22 protein-coding genes are annotated in these 16904 nt (G+C 75.1%); 8 read left to right on the top strand and 14 right to left on the bottom strand.

Features of this window, described 5'->3' with window-relative positions; translation table 11 throughout:
• Positions 1 to 15: 15 nt before the first annotated feature.
• Both ACIBPC_RS08640 and ACIBPC_RS08645 read left to right on the top strand, forming a co-directional pair.
• The gene (locus ACIBPC_RS08640) at positions 16 to 435 is read left to right on the top strand and encodes a DUF6069 family protein (protein ID WP_398842215.1); all 420 of its coding nucleotides are present in this window, start codon (positions 16 to 18) and stop codon (positions 433 to 435) included.
• On the top strand, positions 432 to 866 hold the full coding sequence (locus ACIBPC_RS08645; RefSeq protein ID WP_398842217.1) for a nitroreductase family deazaflavin-dependent oxidoreductase: 435 nt from the start codon (positions 432 to 434) through the stop codon (positions 864 to 866). The genes ACIBPC_RS08640 and ACIBPC_RS08645 overlap by 4 nt, the downstream gene beginning before the upstream one ends.
• A 19-nt stretch (positions 867 to 885) precedes the next feature.
• Here the strand turns inward: ACIBPC_RS08645 and ACIBPC_RS08650 are convergent, their stop codons facing one another.
• Both ACIBPC_RS08650 and ACIBPC_RS08655 read right to left on the bottom strand, forming a co-directional pair.
• A complete protein-coding gene (locus ACIBPC_RS08650) occupies positions 886 to 1623 on the bottom strand; it encodes a carbonic anhydrase (RefSeq protein ID WP_398842218.1) in 738 nt (245 codons plus the stop codon).
• Positions 1624 to 1742: 119 nt separating this feature from the next.
• Positions 1743 to 1904, bottom strand: coding sequence for a hypothetical protein (locus ACIBPC_RS08655; protein ID WP_362956688.1), 162 nt, complete (start codon positions 1902 to 1904; stop codon positions 1743 to 1745).
• A gap of 360 nt (positions 1905 to 2264) precedes the next feature.
• Between ACIBPC_RS08655 and ACIBPC_RS08660 the strand changes: the two genes are divergently transcribed.
• The gene (locus ACIBPC_RS08660) at positions 2265 to 2789 is read left to right on the top strand and encodes a hypothetical protein (RefSeq protein ID WP_398842220.1); all 525 of its coding nucleotides are present in this window, start codon (positions 2265 to 2267) and stop codon (positions 2787 to 2789) included.
• A gap of 12 nt (positions 2790 to 2801) precedes the next feature.
• Here the strand turns inward: ACIBPC_RS08660 and ACIBPC_RS08665 are convergent, their stop codons facing one another.
• The 4 genes from ACIBPC_RS08665 to ACIBPC_RS08680 form a co-directional block, all read right to left on the bottom strand.
• Positions 2802 to 3344, bottom strand: coding sequence for a sugar O-acetyltransferase (locus ACIBPC_RS08665; protein ID WP_398843015.1), 543 nt, complete (start codon positions 3342 to 3344; stop codon positions 2802 to 2804).
• Positions 3345 to 3448: 104 nt separating this feature from the next.
• Entirely contained in the window at positions 3449 to 3796 is a 348-nt protein-coding gene (locus ACIBPC_RS08670) for a rhodanese-like domain-containing protein (RefSeq protein WP_362956682.1), read from the bottom strand.
• Positions 3797 to 3806: 10 nt separating this feature from the next.
• The gene (locus ACIBPC_RS08675) at positions 3807 to 4742 is read right to left on the bottom strand and encodes a hypothetical protein (protein ID WP_398842222.1); all 936 of its coding nucleotides are present in this window, start codon (positions 4740 to 4742) and stop codon (positions 3807 to 3809) included.
• Between the two features lie 16 nt (positions 4743 to 4758).
• Positions 4759 to 5136: a helix-turn-helix domain-containing protein gene (locus ACIBPC_RS08680; RefSeq protein WP_362956677.1), complete on the bottom strand. Its 378-nt coding sequence runs from the start codon at positions 5134 to 5136 to the stop codon at positions 4759 to 4761.
• A gap of 121 nt (positions 5137 to 5257) precedes the next feature.
• Here ACIBPC_RS08680 and ACIBPC_RS08685 point away from each other — a divergent pair, with 121 nt between their 5' ends.
• Entirely contained in the window at positions 5258 to 5905 is a 648-nt protein-coding gene (locus tag ACIBPC_RS08685; protein ID WP_398842225.1) for an FMN-dependent NADH-azoreductase, read from the top strand.
• A 65-nt stretch (positions 5906 to 5970) separates the two neighbouring features.
• Here ACIBPC_RS08685 and ACIBPC_RS08690 read toward each other — a convergent pair whose 3' ends face one another.
• Positions 5971 to 7281 carry an NAD(P)-binding domain-containing protein gene (locus tag ACIBPC_RS08690; RefSeq protein ID WP_398842226.1) on the bottom strand — a complete coding sequence of 437 codons (1311 nt, stop codon included), beginning with the start codon at positions 7279 to 7281 and terminating at the stop codon, positions 5971 to 5973.
• A 7-nt stretch (positions 7282 to 7288) separates the two neighbouring features.
• Positions 7289 to 8599, bottom strand: a complete 1311-nt coding sequence (locus ACIBPC_RS08695) for an ATP-grasp domain-containing protein (protein ID WP_398842228.1) — start codon at positions 8597 to 8599, stop codon at positions 7289 to 7291.
• A gap of 244 nt (positions 8600 to 8843) precedes the next feature.
• On the opposite strand from ACIBPC_RS08695, the gene ACIBPC_RS08700 reads away from it, so the two are divergent.
• The gene (locus ACIBPC_RS08700) at positions 8844 to 9977 is read left to right on the top strand and encodes an NUDIX domain-containing protein (protein WP_398842230.1); all 1134 of its coding nucleotides are present in this window, start codon (positions 8844 to 8846) and stop codon (positions 9975 to 9977) included.
• Here the strand turns inward: ACIBPC_RS08700 and ACIBPC_RS08705 are convergent.
• From ACIBPC_RS08705 to ACIBPC_RS08715, 3 genes are all read right to left on the bottom strand, one after another.
• Complete coding sequence (locus tag ACIBPC_RS08705) at positions 9967 to 11355, bottom strand: VWA domain-containing protein (RefSeq protein WP_398842232.1); 1389 nt, start codon at positions 11353 to 11355, stop codon at positions 9967 to 9969. The two genes, ACIBPC_RS08700 and ACIBPC_RS08705, sit on opposite strands and share 11 nt — an antisense overlap.
• Positions 11356 to 11493: 138 nt before the next feature.
• Positions 11494 to 11754 (bottom strand): DUF4190 domain-containing protein, encoded by a 261-nt coding sequence (locus tag ACIBPC_RS08710; RefSeq protein WP_398842234.1) that lies wholly within the window; start codon positions 11752 to 11754, stop codon positions 11494 to 11496.
• Positions 11755 to 11878: 124 nt separating this feature from the next.
• Complete coding sequence (locus tag ACIBPC_RS08715) at positions 11879 to 13135, bottom strand: MFS transporter (protein WP_398842235.1); 1257 nt, start codon at positions 13133 to 13135, stop codon at positions 11879 to 11881.
• 178 nt (positions 13136 to 13313) lie between these two features.
• Here ACIBPC_RS08715 and ACIBPC_RS08720 point away from each other — a divergent pair, with 178 nt between their 5' ends.
• Together ACIBPC_RS08720 and ACIBPC_RS08725 are read left to right on the top strand one after the other, a co-directional pair.
• A complete protein-coding gene (locus tag ACIBPC_RS08720; protein WP_398842237.1) occupies positions 13314 to 13763 on the top strand; it encodes a MarR family winged helix-turn-helix transcriptional regulator in 450 nt (149 codons plus the stop codon).
• 176 nt (positions 13764 to 13939) lie between these two features.
• Positions 13940 to 14350: a VOC family protein gene (locus tag ACIBPC_RS08725; protein ID WP_398842239.1), complete on the top strand. Its 411-nt coding sequence runs from the start codon at positions 13940 to 13942 to the stop codon at positions 14348 to 14350.
• A 10-nt stretch (positions 14351 to 14360) separates the two neighbouring features.
• Here the strand turns inward: ACIBPC_RS08725 and ACIBPC_RS08730 are convergent, their stop codons facing one another.
• Complete coding sequence (locus ACIBPC_RS08730; protein WP_398842240.1) at positions 14361 to 15011, bottom strand: helix-turn-helix domain-containing protein; 651 nt, start codon at positions 15009 to 15011, stop codon at positions 14361 to 14363.
• Positions 15012 to 15091: 80 nt separating this feature from the next.
• On the opposite strand from ACIBPC_RS08730, the gene ACIBPC_RS08735 reads away from it, so the two are divergent.
• Positions 15092 to 15508, top strand: coding sequence for a VOC family protein (locus tag ACIBPC_RS08735; protein ID WP_398842242.1), 417 nt, complete (start codon positions 15092 to 15094; stop codon positions 15506 to 15508).
• On the opposite strand, the gene ACIBPC_RS08740 is transcribed toward ACIBPC_RS08735, so the two are convergent.
• Both ACIBPC_RS08740 and ACIBPC_RS08745 read right to left on the bottom strand, forming a co-directional pair.
• Complete coding sequence (locus ACIBPC_RS08740) at positions 15454 to 16383, bottom strand: phosphotransferase family protein (RefSeq protein WP_398842243.1); 930 nt, start codon at positions 16381 to 16383, stop codon at positions 15454 to 15456. The genes ACIBPC_RS08735 and ACIBPC_RS08740 overlap by 55 nt on opposite strands.
• Complete coding sequence (locus ACIBPC_RS08745; RefSeq protein ID WP_362956643.1) at positions 16380 to 16841, bottom strand: MarR family transcriptional regulator; 462 nt, start codon at positions 16839 to 16841, stop codon at positions 16380 to 16382. Before ACIBPC_RS08745 ends, ACIBPC_RS08740 begins: the two co-directional genes overlap by 4 nt.
• Between the last annotated feature and the right edge of the window lie 63 nt (positions 16842 to 16904).

Consider the following 16904-nt stretch of genomic DNA (forward strand, 5'->3'; position numbering starts at 1 on the left):
CGCAAGGAGTCACCCATGCCCTCCCCCGCAAGGCCGCCCGGCCGGACCGCCACGCGCGGTCTCGCCGTCGCCGGAGCGGTCGTCGCCGCCGCCCTCGTCCAGCTCGTCGGCGACCCCGTGCTCGGCGTCGATCTCGTCTTCACCCAGGGCGATCAGGAGCCCCGCGATCTGGACACGGCCGCGTTCGTCCTCTTCGCCGCCGTCGCCGCACTCCTGGCCTGGGCCCTGCTGGCGCTGCTGGAACGGTTCGCCCCCGCCAGGGCGCGCACCGTGTGGACGGCCACCGCCGTCGTCGTCCTGGTGCTCTCGATGCTCCCCGTCCTGAACGTGGAGGCCACCGGCGGCGCCAAGGCCGTCCTGGCGCTCGCCCACGTGGCCGTCGCCGCCGTCCTCATACCGCCGCTGCGCCGCACCGCGAAGGAGACCCCCGCGTGAACCCGCCCGAGCCCGTCCAGGACAGCGCGACCGACTGGGTGGCCGACCACATCAGGCGCTACCTCGCGACCGACGGCGCCGACGGCCACGACTACAGCGGCTGGCCGACGCTCCTCCTCACCACCCGGGGCCGCAGGTCGGGCGCCCTGCGCCGCACCGCGCTGATCTACGGGGAGGACGCGGGCCGCCACGTGCTCGTCGCCTCGAACGGCGGCGCCGGCCGGCACCCCGCGTGGTACCTCAACCTCGCCGCAGACCCCGACGTCACCGTCCAGGTCCGCGCCGACCGGTTCGCCGCCCGCGCCCGCACCGCCACAGCCGGGGAACAGCCCGCGCTGTGGGCCCTGATGACCGGGATCTTCCCCCTGTACGAGACGTACCGCGCGGGGACGGACCGCGAGATCCCCCTGGTGGTCCTCGAACGGCGCTGACCGCGCGCCGGGCCGCCCGTCAGTCCACGGCGTGCACGAGCTGCGTCGCCAGCTCGTAGCGCGCGCCGACGATCGCCAGGTCCCCGGACGCCACCTTCGCCGCCAGGTCGGGCTCGGCCGCCAGCCGGGCCGTGACCAGGCCGACGTTCGCGCCGACCGTCGCGTCCACGCGCGCGGCGCCCGTCACCGAGTGGTCGATGGCCGGGGCGATCTGGTCGGCGAGGTACTGGATGTGGGCGGGCAGGTGGGTGCCGTGCTCGTCCGCCTCGACGGCCGCCGCGACCGCGCCGCACGACTGGTGCCCCAGGACGAGGACCAGCGGGATGCCCAGCTCCAGCACGCCGTACGCGATGCTGCCGAGCACCGCCTCGTCCAGCACCTGGCCCGCCGAGCGGACCGTCATCAGGTCGCCGAGGCCCTGGTCGAAGACCAGCTCGGGCGGGACGCGCGAGTCGATGCAGCCGAGGACGAGGGCGAACGGGTGCTGGCCGCCGACGAGTTCCTGCCGCAGGACGCGGCCCTCGTGCGGGTGGCGTTCGCGGAACGTGCGCCACCGCCTGTTGCCCGCGGCGAGTGCGTCGAGCGCCTCGGCGGGTGTCGCCGGGCGGGGGCGGCTGTCCTGGCGGCCGGTGGCGGCGGCGGAGGGCGCGGTGGCGAGGGTGGCGCCCGCGGTGAGGGCGCCGCTGGCGAGGGCTGTCCTGAGCACGGTGCGGCGCGGAGCGGCGCCGGGTCTGTTCGCACGTGTGGTCGATATCACGGCCGGAGACTAGCCGTGCATCTTTGGCCAACGATTTGGGCTTGGTGATCCGCTGACCAACTCTTGACTCAACTGCTGCTTACGCAACAGGAGTTCACCTGTATGTCGGCCGCGCTTCGTCAACCACTGCCTTTCAGTTGGGCATTGCTCGCGCTCTGGGCGTTCGCCTCGCGCACCTTCTCGCGCAGCCGCCGCAGCGTCGTGCTGTCCTGGTCGTCCCCGCGCGGCGGGGCGGGCGCGGCGCTGCCGCCGTCCTGACTGGTCGTGCCGGTCCGCTTCACTGTTCCTCCACCGGGGCAGTCGCCTCTGTCCGGCCCGGGGGCTGCCACGGTCGCCCGGCCACGCCTCGGGACCCACCCTCCCCAAGGTGGTGAACGGCGCGGGCGCGCGCGAGGCGCACGGCCCGGCGCGTCGGAGCGGGGCACCGCACGGCGCCGCGCGCCCGGGGCGGCGCGCGGCGCCCGTACGGCCGGGGCGGCGGGGGTTGCGTCCGGCATGTGCCGTGCGCCCACGCCGCGCACCTGCGCGGTACGCGGCGGGCGGCGCGCACGGGGGGCGCGCACGGTCCCGCGTGCCACCGTCCGCCGGGTCCGCGCCCCGGACCGTACGGCACGCGCCCCCCCCGTGAGATCATCCGATCCATGCGCCGATACCGCGAACTCCGTTACGCCTCCGCAGTGTTGGGCCTGGCCGCCCTGCTCGCCACCACCGCCTGCGGCAGCACGGGAGAGACCGCGGCGGCCGACACCAGCGGCTGGGACACCGAGCGCAAGGACAGCGCGGACACCGACCCCTGGCAGCCCACCGTCCTCACACGCGTCGAGGCCGAGGAGCGGGACGGGCACGACACCCTCACGTTCACCTTCGAGGAGGGCGCGCCCCACTGGATCGTCACCTACGACGAACCGCTGTACCCGCACGGCGGCGAGGACCCGGGGCCCCTCGACCTGCCCGGCGCGTACGACCTGCGCGTCGTCCTCGTCGGCACCACGGCGGACGCCGACACCCGCCTCGACGGGACGACCGGGACCGTCCGCGGCCTGGCGCACGCGGGCCACTTCGAGGGCGAGACCCACTTCGGCGTCGGCGTCGAGGGCGACGAGCGGCCCGCCTTCGAGGTGGTCCCCGGGGACGACACCCTCACCGTCAGGATCGCGCGCGCCTGACCGCCGCGCCCCTCACGCATCCGGGGTGACGGCGCGCAGCACCCGCGCCGGATTGCCCACCGCCACCACGTTCGGCGGCAGGTCCCTGGTCACCACCGCCCCGGCGCCCACCACCGTGTTCTCACCGATCGTCACCCCCGGGCAGACGATCACACCGCCGCCGAGCCAGACGTTGTCGCCGATCGTGATCGGCTCCGCCGCCTCCCACTTGGCGCGCCGCGCCTCCGGCTCGACCGGGTGCGTCGGCGTGAGGAGCTGGACGTTCGGGCCGATCTGGCAGTCCGCGCCGATGCGGATGGGCGCGACGTCGAGCAGGACGGCGCCGGTGTTGACGAAGGTGCGCGGCCCGATGGTGATGTACGAGCCGTAGTCCACCCGCAGGGGCGGGCGCACGTACGTGTCCTCGCCGAGGTCGCCGATCAGCTCGGCCAGGACGCGGATGCGGTCCGGGTCGTCGGCGCGCGAGGCGTTGAACCGCTCGGTGAGGCGCTCGGCGCGCGCGGCGTCGGCGGTCAGTTCGGGGTCGTCGGCGATGTAAAGCTCGCCGGCGAGCATGCGGTCCTTCTGGCTGCGGGGGGCGTTCTCACTGGTCACGCGGTTGTTCTACCACCGGCGCCCCGGGGCGCGCCGCGACGGCGGCGGCCCCGGGGGGCGGGGGATCACAGGACGTACGGCTCGTCGCCGTCGCCGGTCAGCGGGCGCCCGGCGGCCTGCCAGGCGTGCATGCCGCCGTCCACGTTGACGGCGTTGACACCGCGCTGCAGCAGGTACTGCGCGACCTGGGCGGACCGGCCGCCGACCTTGCAGACGACGTAGACCTCGCCGTCACCCGCGCTCTCGCCGAGGGCGGCGATCTCGTCGAACCGTTCGAGCACCTGGCTCATCGGGACGTGCACCGCGTCCTCCGCGTGCCCGGCGGCCCACTCGTCGGACTCGCGGACGTCGAGCAGCGGCGCGCCGTCCGGCACGGCGGCGGCGGGCACGGAGGGAAGGGAAGCGAAGCTCATACCGCCGACCCTAACCGTTCCCCGCGTCCCCGACCGGCCCGGCGGCGCCCCCGTTCCCGCCGTCCCCGGCGCCCTCGGCGCCCTCGGCGAGCTGACGGGCCAGCTCCGTCTCGCGCTCGCCGATCTGCCGGCGCAGCCCCTCGGCGACCTCGGCGAGCATGCCGTCCGGATCGTCGCCCGCCATGCGCAGCATCGAGCCCACCGCGCTGTCCTCCAGCGCCGCCACCGCCTCGGCGAGCAGGTCCTTGCGCTCGGACAGCCACTCAAGCCTGGCGTACAGCTCCTCGTACGGCAGCCCGCCCGGCTCCGGCTCGGGGCCGCGGTCCCACTCGGCGGCGAGTTCGGCGAGGACGCCCTCGTCACCCCGCGCGTAGGCCAGGTTGACGCGGGAGACGAAGACGTCGCGCCGGTGCCGCTCCTTCTCGTCGGTCGCGAGGTCGGGGTGGCAGCGGCGCACCAGGTCGCGGTAGAGGCGGCGGGCCTCCTCGCTCGGGCGGACGCGCGGCGGGCGCTGAACGGGCTGCTGGGTGAGCATCGCGTAGCCCTCGGCGCTGTAGCCCTCGCTGTCGAGCCAGCCGTGGAACAGGTCGGAGACCTGCGGCATGGGGGCCAGGGCGGCGCGGGCCTCGCGGGCGCGGCGCAGGTCCTCCGGGTCGCCGGTGCGGGCGGCGACGGCCTCCGCGATCGCGGCGTCCAGCTCCTCGACGCGGGCGTAGAGGGGGCCGAGGCGCTCCTCGTGGAGGCGGGAGAAGTTCTCGACCTCGATGCGGAAGGTCTCGACGGCGATCTCGAACTCGATCAGCGCCGTCTCCGCCGCCCTGACCGCGCGCGCCAGGCGCTCGGCGCCTTCGTCGTGCGGGGCCGGGTCGGGGGTGGGTTCTGGGGCCGCGGTCCCGGGGGCGGCCGTGGGGTCCTGCGCGTCGTACGGGGCGTCGCTCGCTGCCATTGGGACAGCCTAAGGGTCAGCCGCGCAGCTGTTCCGGGCACCGGCCGGCGCCCTCGGCGAGGTTGCTCTCGGCCCAGCGGCTCAGCTCGACGAGCGCGGGCCGCAGGTCGTAACCCGCGTGCGTCAGCTCGTACTTGACGCGGACGGGCGGTCCGTCGACGACATGCCGGGTCAGCAGTCCGAGTGACCCCAGCTCGGAGAGGCGGTCGGAGAGCATGCGCTCGCTGATGCCGGGGACCGCGCGGCGCAGCTCGCCGAAGTGGCCGGGGCCCGACATGAGGGCGGCGACGACGAGTCCGGTCCAGCGCTTGCCGAGCAGTTCGAAGACGCGGTTGATGGCGGAGTCGGGCTCGCTGCAGATGCCCGGGTCCTGATTGTCCTGTGCGTCCGCCATGTGATCAGCCTAACGAAGGTTCCTCTGATCGGTCCTACTATTGAAAAGTAAGTAGGTGTGTTATCAATAGCTGAGTACGACATTACAGCACCCTGAACCCCGCTTCCCCGGAGGAACCCCCATGGCCACGCTCCTGCACATCGACTCCTCGCTGAACGGCGACGCGTCCGTCTCCCGGGCCGTCACGCGCAGCTTCCGCGAGGCGTGGGAGGAGCAGCACCCGGAGGGCACGGTCGTCTACCGCGATCTCGCCGCCGCCCCGGTGCCCCACCTGACCGGCCCCGTCTACGCCACGTCCAGGATCCCGGCCGCCGAGCGCACGCCCGAGCAGACCGAGGCGTCCACGCTGAGCGAGGAACTGCTGTCCGAGCTGGAGTCGGCGGACGCGGTGCTCATCGGCGCCCCGCTGTACAACTACTCGATCCCCTCCACGCTCAAGGCGTGGCTCGACCACGTGGTCGTCGTCGGCCGCACGGCGGGGGAGACCTCGACCATCGCGGGCAAGCCGGTCACCGTCGTGAGCAGCCGGGGCGGCTCGTACGCCGAGGGCACCCCGATGGCGGGCAACGACTTCGCGCACCCGTACCTCGCGTGGCTCCTCGAAGGCGCGCTCCGCCTCGACGTGACCTTCATCGTCCCCGAGCTGACCCTGGCCCCCGTCGTGCCGGCGATGGAGCCGCTGCGGGAGAAGGCCAAGGCGTCGGCCGACCTGGCGCACGAGAGCGCCCGCGCGCGGGCCAAGGAGCTGGCGGCCCGGCTGGCCGCCTGAGCGACCACCGCGCACGCCACCCGCGTACGGCCGCCGGAACGCGCCTCCGGCGACCGTACGCGCCCTCACGCCCCGGTCCCCGCGCCCTCCTCGCGCGCCACGGCGGGCCGGAGGCCCGCCTCCCGCGCACGCGCCGCCACCGGCCGGGGCACACGCGCCGGCCGCGCGCCCGTCCCCGCGTCCATCCGCCGCCGCACCCCCGCCACCAGCCGGGACGCGGTGTACGTCGCCCCGTGCACGAAGCGCATCGACGGGCCGAAGACCGGCGCCGTCAGCAGCCCCGCGAAGAAGAGCCCGGGCCGCGACGACTCGAACCCGGCGTCCAGCTCAGGCGCCCACGTCCCCCGGACCGTACGCAGCTCCTCCCGCAGCCCGGCGTCCAGCACCCGCAGCCGCCGCAGGTCGGGATCGAAGCCGGTCGCCGCGATCACATGATCCGCCTCGACCGACTCCCGCACCCCGGGGCCCGTCGAAGCCGCCAGATCCAGCCGCACCCCCGCGTCGGAACCCACCGCGCGGACCACCCGCAGCCCCAGCCGCACCGGGACAACGCCCTCCACCCGCTCCCGCAGCCACCACGCCCCGGCGGGCCCGAGCGCCGTCTCCGCGATCCGCGTGCGCGCCCCGGCGGGCAGCAGCCGCACCGCGCCCGGCATGTTCGACCACGCCCAGCTCGACCAGCCGATGCCCAGGCCGCTGTGCGGCGCGCGCAGCTTCGCGAGGGCCCCGCGCCGCAGCGGGACCGGCAGGGTGTTCCACCGCACCTCGCCCGCCCGCGCCAGCACGACGGGGCGCGCCCCGTCCTCCGCCAGCAGCGCCGCCGTCTCCAGCGCCGCCTGCCCCGCGCCGAGCACCACGACGTCCCGGTCGCGGAAACGGGCCAGGTCACGGTGGTCGCTGCTGTGCGAGGCCAGGCCGACCGGCAGCTCCCGCAGGGCGCCCGGCAGGTGGACGAACGGCATGACGCCGATGGCCAGGGCGACGTTCCGTGTCCGCACCGCCTCCCCGTCCGCCGTCTCGACCGTGAACCCCCGGCCGTCCGGCACCACCGCCGTGACCGTCCGCTCCTCCACGGGAACGGCCAGCCGCTCGGCGAACCACAGCCCGTACCGCGTGAACGCCCCGATCGGCAGCGGCGTCCCGTGCTCCGCCCGCAGCCCCTCCGCCGCCGCCCAGGCGCCCAGGGTGGCCCCGGCGCCCGGCGAGGAGAGGTCGGAGGCCCAGGGCTCGGACTTCAGGTACATGCCGTCCGGCATGTGGTCGCGCCAGGACGCCATCGGACGGCCGAGGACGCGCAGGTCGAGTCCGGCGGCGGCGGCATGGGCGGCGATGGAGAGCCCGTAGGGCCCGGCACCCACCACAACGAGGTCATGCATCTCGGACTCATCTCTCCTTGGTGTTGCCGACTGGTTCGCGGCTGTTCGCCGACGCGTGGGCGGGTGCGCGGACGGTCGCGCGTACGGGCGTCCCCGCCGTCCGCGGCGTCTCCCCGGCCGTGGACGCGCGGCGCGCCAGGCGGCGCGCATAGGCGGCGGCGACGGCCGCGAACGGCGCCGGGTCGTCCGCCGCGAACCACGCCCACTCCACCTCGCCCCGCCCCGGCCGCAGCGCTCGCGGCACCGCGAGCGACGGCAGCGACGGGAGCCCGTAGCTCTCGACGACGAACGTCCGCCGCCCGCCCGCGGGCCGCGCGGGCGCGAGCGGCACAGGCCGCCGCCCCGTCAGCTCCAGGTGCAGCGCCCGCACGACGTCGAGCCCCGACCTGTCCTCGAAGAGCCGGAACTGCGCGCCGAGCCGCGGGTTGAAGTCGAGCAGGTGGTACGCGCCGGTCTCCGGGTCGCGGCGGAAGTCCAGGTCGAGCACGCCCCGGAAGCCGAGGCGCGCGGCCAGCCGCAGCGCCGCGTCAGCCACCGCCCCGTTGGGCAGCCAGCGGCCGACGGCGGTCAGCCCGGCGCGGCGTGGCCAGGAGCGGTCCTTGCGGCCCGTTCCGCTCATCAGGCAGGTGCCGTCCGCCGCGAAGCAGCCGTGGAAGAACCAGTCGGCGCCGTGGCCGCCCGGCAGCATGCGCTGGAGGAGGAGGCGGCTCCCGGCGTGCGGCGACCGCTCGTACAGCCGCCGCGCCTCTGCGGCCGAGGTGACGACGGTGGTGCTGCGCAGCCCCGAGCCCGGCGGCAGCAGCCAGGGGCGGCTCCACTTGGCGACGACGGGCAGGCCGAGCGCCGTGACGGCGGCGACGGCGGCGGCCGGGCTCTCGGGGACGACGGTGCGCGGGTGCGGGACGCCGAGGCGCGCGCAGAGGGCGGCGAGCCTGACCTTGTCCGCGGCCTGCTCGACGACGGCGGGCGGCACGTCCGGCAGCAGGAACGACGCGCGCAGCTCCGGCGCGAGGCGGGCGACGGTGAGGGCGCCGATGTCGTCGAGGGGGACGAGGACGGCGGGGCGGCCGATGCGGGCGGCGGCGGCGCGCAGGGCGCGGGCCACGTCGCCGGGGGCCGTGGGGTCGCCGGTGAAGCGGTGGGCGGCCGCGAGGTGGCGGGAACGGGCCAGCGGCGCGCCGCCCGGCTCGACGAACGCATGGACCTCGACCCCCGCCCTGCCCAGAGACCTGACCGCGCCGAGCGCCCCGTGGTGGAACGGGTTGTGGTCGAGGCGCAGGAGCAGCGCGGGGACCCGGGCGTCGAGGGGCGGCGGCATGGGGCCGATCTTTCAACGCGGCGCGGGCCCGTGGGCCGTGAGGGCGGACGAGTCCGCGATCGGCGCGGCGGAAAGCGTCCGGGCGGCCTAGTGGAGTGATGGTCGGCCCATCGGATGGGATGCCCGGCGCGCCGGTCCCCCGCGCGGCCCGGCCCGCGCGTACGGCGCCCCGGCCGTGTCCTCCCGGCGAAGCGGACCGTTAGCCCTGAACCGGGCCTGTTTCCTCTCCCGTTGGGGTGACACCATGCATCGCGCCACAGACACCACCGGCCGCCCCGTACGGCTGCCCCGGCAGCCCGTCATGTCGAACGCCGAGTACGCCGCGTCCCGGCACACCGTCTGGCTCAGCGCGAGCGCGGTCATCACCGACCCGTACGGCCGCGTCCTCGTCGTCGAGCCGACGTACCGCGAGACGCTGCTGCTGCCCGGCGGGGGCATCGAGGCGGGGGAGACACCGGCCGAGGGCTGCCGTCGCGAGATCGCCGAGGAGACCGGGCTCGACCTGGCGCCTGGACGGGTCCTGGCCGTGGACCACGTCAGCCCGACGATCGAGGGCATCCCGGACGACCTGCCGTTCCCCGGGGACATCCACATCGTCTTCGACGGCGGCACGGTCCCGGAAGAGACGGTGGGCAGGCTGCGGCTCCCGGCCGACGAGCTGGCGGGGGCGCGCTTCCTCGCCGCGGGCGAGGCCGCCGCCCGCATGGCGGGGGCCGAGGGCCGCCGCCTGCTGGCCGCGCTGCGCGCCCGCTGGGGGCAGCCGGGGCCCGTCTACCTCCAGGACGGGCGGCACATCGGGCCGCTCCCCGCGCTGGAGCGGCACGCCGTCCTCAGCCGGCCGCGGGCGGGCGCGGGCTGGCCGTGGCACCCGGGTCCCGAGCTGCCCGCGGCGCTGCCGCACGTCCAGTCGTGGGGCTGGCTGTTCGCGCCGGACGGGCGCGTGCTGCTGATGGTCCACCCCACCGAGCGCCTCGTCGTCTTGCCGGGCGGGACCCTCGACCCGTGCGACGGCGGCGACCCGGGCGCCGCCCTCGTCCGCGAGGCGGCGGAGGAGGCGGCGGCCACGGTCGCCGATCCCCAGGTCCTCGGCTACGTCCACGACGCCACGGGCGCGCGCCACGGGCTCGGGCCCTGCGCCCGCGTCCGCATGACCGCGCGCATCCTCCAGATCGGCCCGGCGGCGCCCGACCCGGCGACGGGCCACACGTACCCGCGCCTGCTGGCCACGCCCGCGCAGGCCGCCGAACTGCTCGGCTGGGGCCCGTCGGCCGTCGCGCAGGCCGAGGCCGCGACCGCCGTGGCGGCCGAACGGTGGGGCATCCCCGGCGCGCCCGCGTCGGCCGTCTCGGAGGTGCCGGTGACCGGGCTCAGCTGGTGACGACGCCGGTCCGCCGCGCCGCCGCCAGCCAGGTGGGGAACTCGGACAGCAGCCGCTCGTACAGCTCCTCGTCCGGCACCCGGGCGATGTCGCCGACCGAGAAGAACCCGACGTTGTCGATGGTCCGGTCCGGCAGCGTGTCGAAGCGCTCCAGCACGCCGAAGCCCGCGTTCCCGAGGCCGACGAACTGCCAGAACACCGGCAGCGGTTCGGTCGCGCGCAGCTCCCGCTCGATCAAGTCGTTGCGGTAGACGCCGCCGTCGGAGAAGAAGAGCACGAGGGTCGGCTCCTGCCGCGGCTGCTGGGTGACGAACTCCCTGACCTCGCGGATGACGAGGTGCTCCTCGTTGCCGAAGCCGATGCGGCTCATGTCCACCTGGCCGGCGCGCAGTGCGCGGTCCGCCCCCTCCTTGGCCTTCTTGCGGCGGCGCAGCAGGGCGATCTCCGAGCCCCTGATGTGCAGTTCGAGCCATTCGGGCAGGCCGGCAATGCGCAGGTCGGGGAGCCTGGCCGGCTTGGAGGCGAAGGTCCAGGCCTGCATCTCGCCGTCGTCGTCCAGCGCGGCGGCGACGGCGGCCATCCGTTCCACGACGTCGTGGACGACGCGGGCGGCGTACAGCTTGGCCATCGATCCCGAGGCGTCGAGGACGAGGACGACGCGCGCCCTGGTCCCGGCGGCGCCGCGTTTGGCGAGGTTGACGGTGACGTGCTGCTTGCGCAGGGAGAGGCGCTTGTGCATGTCGACGGGCAGGGACTCCTCGCCCCGGGGCACGTCAGCGCGCTGCCCCGAAGTCCCGGGCGCCGGAGTCGCGGCTTCGGGGGGCACGTCGTCCGGCGCCGGGTCGGCTTCACCCCCCGCGTCGTCCACGCTGATGCCGAAGTCGACGGCGAGTCCGGCGAGTCCGCTGTCGTACCCCTGGCCGACCGCGCGGAACTTCCACCGCCCGTCGCACAGGTACAGCTCGCCGCTGACGAAGGCCGTCTCGCTCGTCGCGGCCATCTCGAAGACGGCCAGTTCGGCGCCGCTGCCCGCGTCGAGCAGCCGCATCCGCAGCTCGCGGAACCGGCCGAACGTCCCGCCGTCCGCCGACGCCGCGAGCACCACCCGCGTGACGGCGGGCTCCAGCGCGGCGAGGTCGATCTCGACGGCGTCCGCGCCCGCGTGCTTGCCCGCGTGCCGCACGGCTCCGGACGGGTGGGCCGGCTGGTTGTAGAAGACGAAGTCGTCGTCGCCGCGCACCTTCCCGTCCGCCGTGAGCAGGAGGGCGGACGCGTCGGCGTCCGGGGCGTCGGGCAGATCCGCCCAGCTCAGGACGGCTCGTACGGAAGTCGCCGCTACCGGGATGTTGGCACCTTTGGCCAGGGATATCGGTGTCACCCGGTCAGTCTGCACCCGGCCGGTCCGCGCCCGGTCGGTCCCCCACGGCCCGGTCCGCGGCGGGACCGGCGTGCGCATGCCCGCGGCCCGCGCCGGATGTCGTCACCGGGGCGGGCCGCGGAGTCTGCCGTGCGGCGGTCATCCGCCGACGTACCAGCCCCCGGAGTTCCACGCGGCGATGGCCACGATCGCGAGGACGATGTCCACGACACCGAGGATGATGCCCGCCCGCGCCATGCCGGTCGGCGTTCTCTTCTGCGCCAGCGCACCGAGGACGATCGCGAGGATTCCCAGCGGGATGCCGGCGAGGAAGAGACCCACGATGCCGCAGACCAGGCTGGCCACCGCCATGGCGCTGCTGTTCTGACGAGCGGTGGTACCTGCGTAGTGCCCTGCCATGTCCGCCTCCGTCATTCGCGTAGTTTGTGACGAAAGCTCCGGTACCCTCAATCCCCGTCCACACTCCCCTGGTTACTCCTTTTCCCGGGATCGGGGCGGACAGCCGTCCGGACACGCGCGTCCCTCACACGCGGGCGTCCTCGGCAGGCGGGGCGGCCCCGGATATCCGGGCGCTCCCGTCCGACGCGGTGACGATCCGGCCCCCGGTCCCGGTCCCCCGCTTCTCCAGGCGGGCGGCGAGGAGGGCCAGGGCGAGGGCGGACAGCGCCATCCCGGCACCGACCAGGTTCGGCATCGTCACCCCCGCGCCCGCCGAGAGGACGAGGCCGCCCAGCCAGGCGGCGATGGCGTTGCCCAGGTTGAACGCCCCGATGTTGAGCGCCGAGGCGAGCGTGGGTGCCTGCGCCGCGTTGTCGAGGATGCGCTTCTGGAGGGGCGGCACCGTGGCGAAGCCGAGGGCGCCGATCAGCGGGAGGGTGATGGCCGCCGCGGTCTTGTCGTGCGCGGTGACCGTGAACAGGGCCAGCGCCGCGGCGAGTCCGGTGAGCGTGACGTAGAGCAGAGGCATCAGGGCGCGGTCGGCGTAGCGTCCGCCGACCAGGTTGCCGACGACCAGTCCGACGCCGAAGAGGACCAGCAGCCAGGTGACGCTGGACTCGGCGTACCCGGCGCCCTCGGCCATCATCTCCGCGATGTAGGTGATGGCCGTGAACACGCCGCCGAAGCCGAGCACGGTCATGGCCATGGCGAGCAGCACCTGCGGGTGCCGCAGCGCGACCAGTTCGCCGCGCAGCCCGCCGCCGGTACGGGCACCGGGTGCCGCCTCGGTCCTGCCCGCGTCGCGGGGGACGAGCGTCGCGACGCCGAACAGCGCGACGAGGCCGACGGCCGTGATGGCGGCGAAGGTCAGCCGCCAGCTCACCTGCTGGCCGAGCAGCGTGCCGAGCGGGACGCCCACCACGTTGGCGACGGTCAGGCCGGTGAACATCAGGGCTATCGCCCCGGCCCGCTTCCCGGGCGCCACCAGCCGGGCGGCCACCACGGAGCCGATGCCGAAGAACGCGCCATGGGCCAGCGAGGCGATCACCCGGCCCGTGACCAGCACTCCGAATGCCGGGGCGAGAGCGGACACGGCGTTGCCGACGGTGAAGAAGACCATCATCAGCATGAGCATCCGCTGGGGCCGCGCCCTGGCCCCGGCGACCGCCATGACCGGCGCGCCGGCCATGACACCGAGCGCGTACCCGGTGGCCGTGAAGCCCGCCAGCGAGGTGGAGACGCCGAACTCCGCCTCGAATTCCGGCAGCAGCCCCGTCACCACGAACTCCGTGGTGCCGATGCCGAACGCTCCGATGGCGAGCGCCAGGAGTGCGATGGGCATGTCCGAGACACCTTTCCGTGCGATCACGGCAGGCCGCGCCCCGGACACGACCCACCCTTGCAAACAGTCTTTACCCGCTTGGACAATAATTGCAGACGCCGACTATATGCAAGCGCCGACTATTGCGCCCGTGGGCTACTCTGGGGAAACACCGCTGGAGACGAGGTCTGGAGGAGCAATGACGCGCCCGGAGCCGACCCTCGCCCAGGGCTGGTGCGCCCTGTCCACGCTCCACAACCGCATCGACGCGCACATCGAGCGCGCCCTCCAGTCCGCCCACGGACTGAGCACCCGCGAGTACTCGGTGATCAACGTCCTCAGCCAGCAGCACGACGGCGAGGGCGGCCACTTCCGGATGAACGAGCTGGCCGCCGCCGTCGTCCTGAGCCAGAGCGCCACGACCCGCCTGGTGAACCGCCTGGAGGACCGCGGCCTGCTCACCCGCTATCTGTGCCAGGACGACCGGCGCGGCATCTACACCGACGTCACGCCCGAGGGCCTGCGCCTCCTCGAAACGGCGCGCCCCACCCACGACACGGCGCTGCGCGAGGCCCTCGAAGAGGCCGAGCGGCACGCCGATCTCGCCGCGCTGGTCGCCGCCGTCCGCACCCTGGAGCCCGCGGGCTGACCCGCCCGCCGGACCCCGCAGGCCCGCTTCCATCCGCTTTTCCGTTCGCACACTCATGGTCACGGAGAGTAGCGGACCCCTCTGACAACGGCGCCGCCCGCCGCCGGGCGAGAAGCGCGGGCGACACGGCCGATTCGTTCAAGACCGCAGGTCAGACGCGTGCGTAGCCTGCCTGCATGACTCCCAGGATCGATCTTTTCGGCATCATCACCGACGACCTCGCCGCCTCCGCCGCCTTCTACCGCCGCCTCGGCCTCGACATCCCGGAGGGCGCCGAGAAGGAGCCGCACGTGGAGATCCTGCTCCCCGGCGGGCAGCGCCTGGCCTGGGACACGGTGGACACGATCCGCACCTTCCTCCCCGACTGGACCCCGTCGCAGGGCGGCCACCGGCTCGGCCTGGCCTTCCTGTGCGACGGCCCCGCCGAGGTGGACGCGCTCTGGACCGAGCTGACCCAGGCGGGGTACACCGGCGAGAAGGCCCCCTGGGACGCGTTCTGGGGCCAGCGCTACGCCATCGTCAAGGACCCGGACGGCAACCCCGTGGACCTCTTCGCCCCGCTCCCCCAGGTCGAGAGCCCCAGCTGAACCGGCCCCGTCAGCCGAACCCGGCCAGCAGCTCCGTCCACGGCACCCCCGCCAGGTCCCTGACCTCACGCGCCATGTGCGCCTGGTCCGCGTACCCCGCGCGCGCCGCGACCTCGGCCGCGGGCTCCGCGGCCAGCCGCACCGCCCGCTGGAGACGCAGCACCCGCCCGAGGGTCTTCGGCCCGTAGCCGAACGCCGCCACGCTCCGCCGCCGGAACTGCCGCTCGCTCCAGCCGAGCAGCCGCGCGGTCGCCGCCACCCCCAGCCCGCCGTCGAGCGCCGCGACCGCCGCCCCCGGCCACGGCCCCGGCGCGGCGGCCGAACGGGCGAGCAGCCCGGCGGCCACCTCTTCGAGCGCCGCCCCGGCGGCAGCCGTGTCCCCGGCCACCGCGACACGTTCCGCCAGTTCGGCCACACGCCGGGCGGGCAGCAGCGCGGCCAGCGCCACCCGCTGATCCGTCAGTTCGTCCGCCGGCACGCCGAACACCACCGGCCCCACCCCCGGCGCCAGCCGCACGCCCATCGCGCGCACCGGCTCCGCCGTACCCGCCGCCATGAACGCCCTCGTGTCCGGGCCCGCCACCGACAGACTCCCGCCGTCCCACAGCAGGTCCATACAGCCGTCGGGCAGCACGCGCTTGCTGCGGGCGGTCTCACTCACCCACACCTTCGCGCCACCAAGCGCCGCATGCCGCGCCGTACGTTCCCGGTACACGCCGTCCAGCATGGCACGCTGCTGCTGTGCGCCATCTAGGACTGATCACCGTGCTCGTCGCCGACTACGACGAGGCCATCGCCTACTACGCCGAGGTCCTCGGCTTCGAACTGCGCTCGGACCTGCCCGTCCACGAGCCGGGCAAGCCCAACAAGCGCTGGGTCGTCATGGCCCCGGGCCCCGACGCGCAGACGGGCCTCCTGCTCGCCCGCGCCGAGGGCGAACGCCAGAAGGCCCGCATCGGCGACCAGACCGGCGGCCGGGTCGGCTTCTTCCTCTACACGGACGACTTCGCCGCCGACCACAGCCGCCTGGAGCAGGCGGGCGCGACGTTCGAGCAGGAGCCGAGGGACGAGCCGTACGGCCGGGTCGCCGTGCTCCGCGACCCCTACGGCAACCGCTGGGACCTCATCGAGCCCGCGCCGGGGAAGAGACCGGCGTAGTGCCGGAGGAGTTCGAGCAGCCGGTTCGCCGGCTGCGCGCTCCAGTGCGCGGCGCGCGGGCGCGGCGGGTCGGCGAGGCGCGGGACGGCCCAGCTCAGGTGGTGCCACAGGACGCGGGCCCACCACACGTCCGCCTCGGCGGGCCCCACGCCGTACCCCGCCAGGACGTCCGCGACGCCGCGCGGCGGCACCTTGGCGAACTCGACGGCGGGGTCGGTCACCGCCGCGTCGCCCCAGTCGAGCAGCGCGGTCAGGCCGCCGTCCCCCGCGCCGTCGACCAGCAGGTTCAGCGCGGAGACGTCCCCGTGGACCAGCACGGGGGCGGGTGGGTCCGCCGGTATGCGGGCCGCCAGGTCGTCGAACCAGCCCGCGAGCCATCCGGCGAGCCCCGCGCTCAGGTACCCCTTCGACGCGAGGCGGTCGATGCCGGGCCTGGGGTCGCCCCCGGCCGGGTCCACCGGCACGCCCGGCAGGGACGGGACAGGGCTCGCGCCGTGCAGCAGCGCCAGCTGGCGGCCCAGCTCGCGGTGCGCGGCGGGCGACGGCTCGCCGCCGGGCGGCGGCGCGCCGGGCGCGCGGCGCAGCAGCAGGTACGGCAGCTCCGAGTCGTCCCCGAACTCGACGATCTCCGGGGTCAGGACCCCGAGCCCGACCGCGTAGGGGATGACGACGGCCTCCTTGCGCAGGTCCGCCGCGAACGCCGGGTCGCGGTGCGCGATCTTCAGCACGAGCCCGTCGCCGAGCAGCCAGACGGTCGCCGCCTCGCCCTGCGCGGGGGAACGCGTCACCGCGGAGGCGGGCACCCCGTGCCGCCGCGCGGTGCGGACGGCGAGCGCGCGCAGTCCGGGGGACGGCTCGGCGCGGGTGACGGTCACTCCGGTGCCCCCGCGGTCGCCTCGTAGAGCAGTCCGAGGAGCCGGACGAGTTCGGCGCGTTCGGGCTCGGTGAGCGGCGCGAGCAGGTCGGCCTGGGCGCGGGCGAGCGCCTCGTCGGCGTGGGCGAGCCGACGCGCGCCCGCCGCCGTTATGGTGATCACATTGCGCCGCCGGTCGGCCGGGTCGGGGTCGCGCACCACATACCCCTCGCCCGCCAGTTCGTTGAGCGCCGCGACGACGTCGCTGCGGTCGATGCCGCACCGCCGTCCCAGCACCGCCTGGCTCGACGGCCCGAACTCCGCCAGCGCCGCCAGCAGCGCGTAGTGGTACCGCCGCGCCCCCAGCCCGGCGAACGCCTCGCCGACCAGCTGCCGCGCGTGCGTCGTCACATGCGTGAGCAGCCAGCTGGGCTGGGCCCGCAGCCGGGCCGGGGCTCCGTACGAGGCCGCCGTCTCCATGGCCACGACCCTAACGCGTCCCTCCGACACCGCCCCGGGGATTTCCGGGGCGGAGGCGGTGAA

Source organism: Streptomyces sp. NPDC049879, from assembly GCF_044461265.1.
In the GTDB taxonomy this organism is placed as follows: Bacteria; Actinomycetota; Actinomycetes; order Streptomycetales; family Streptomycetaceae; genus Streptomyces.

Coding starts and splice junctions, on each gene's coding strand:
- ACIBPC_RS08640 (WP_398842215.1), top strand. CDS start 16: ATGCCCTCCCCCGCAAGGCCGCCCGGCCGGACCGCCACGCGCGGTCTC.
- ACIBPC_RS08660 (WP_398842220.1), top strand. CDS start 2,265: ATGCGCCGATACCGCGAACTCCGTTACGCCTCCGCAGTGTTGGGCCTG.
- ACIBPC_RS08665 (WP_398843015.1), bottom strand. CDS start 3,344: ATGCTCGCCGGCGAGCTTTACATCGCCGACGACCCCGAACTGACCGCC.
- ACIBPC_RS08670 (WP_362956682.1), bottom strand. CDS start 3,796: ATGAGCTTCGCTTCCCTTCCCTCCGTGCCCGCCGCCGCCGTGCCGGAC.
- ACIBPC_RS08675 (WP_398842222.1), bottom strand. CDS start 4,742: ATGGCAGCGAGCGACGCCCCGTACGACGCGCAGGACCCCACGGCCGCC.
- ACIBPC_RS08680 (WP_362956677.1), bottom strand. CDS start 5,136: ATGGCGGACGCACAGGACAATCAGGACCCGGGCATCTGCAGCGAGCCC.
- ACIBPC_RS08685 (WP_398842225.1), top strand. CDS start 5,258: ATGGCCACGCTCCTGCACATCGACTCCTCGCTGAACGGCGACGCGTCC.
- ACIBPC_RS08690 (WP_398842226.1), bottom strand. CDS start 7,281: ATGCATGACCTCGTTGTGGTGGGTGCCGGGCCCTACGGGCTCTCCATC.
- ACIBPC_RS08695 (WP_398842228.1), bottom strand. CDS start 8,599: ATGCCGCCGCCCCTCGACGCCCGGGTCCCCGCGCTGCTCCTGCGCCTC.
- ACIBPC_RS08700 (WP_398842230.1), top strand. CDS start 8,844: ATGCATCGCGCCACAGACACCACCGGCCGCCCCGTACGGCTGCCCCGG.
- ACIBPC_RS08710 (WP_398842234.1), bottom strand. CDS start 11,754: ATGGCAGGGCACTACGCAGGTACCACCGCTCGTCAGAACAGCAGCGCC.
- ACIBPC_RS08715 (WP_398842235.1), bottom strand. CDS start 13,135: ATGCCCATCGCACTCCTGGCGCTCGCCATCGGAGCGTTCGGCATCGGC.
- ACIBPC_RS08720 (WP_398842237.1), top strand. CDS start 13,314: ATGACGCGCCCGGAGCCGACCCTCGCCCAGGGCTGGTGCGCCCTGTCC.
- ACIBPC_RS08725 (WP_398842239.1), top strand. CDS start 13,940: ATGACTCCCAGGATCGATCTTTTCGGCATCATCACCGACGACCTCGCC.
- ACIBPC_RS08745 (WP_362956643.1), bottom strand. CDS start 16,841: ATGGAGACGGCGGCCTCGTACGGAGCCCCGGCCCGGCTGCGGGCCCAG.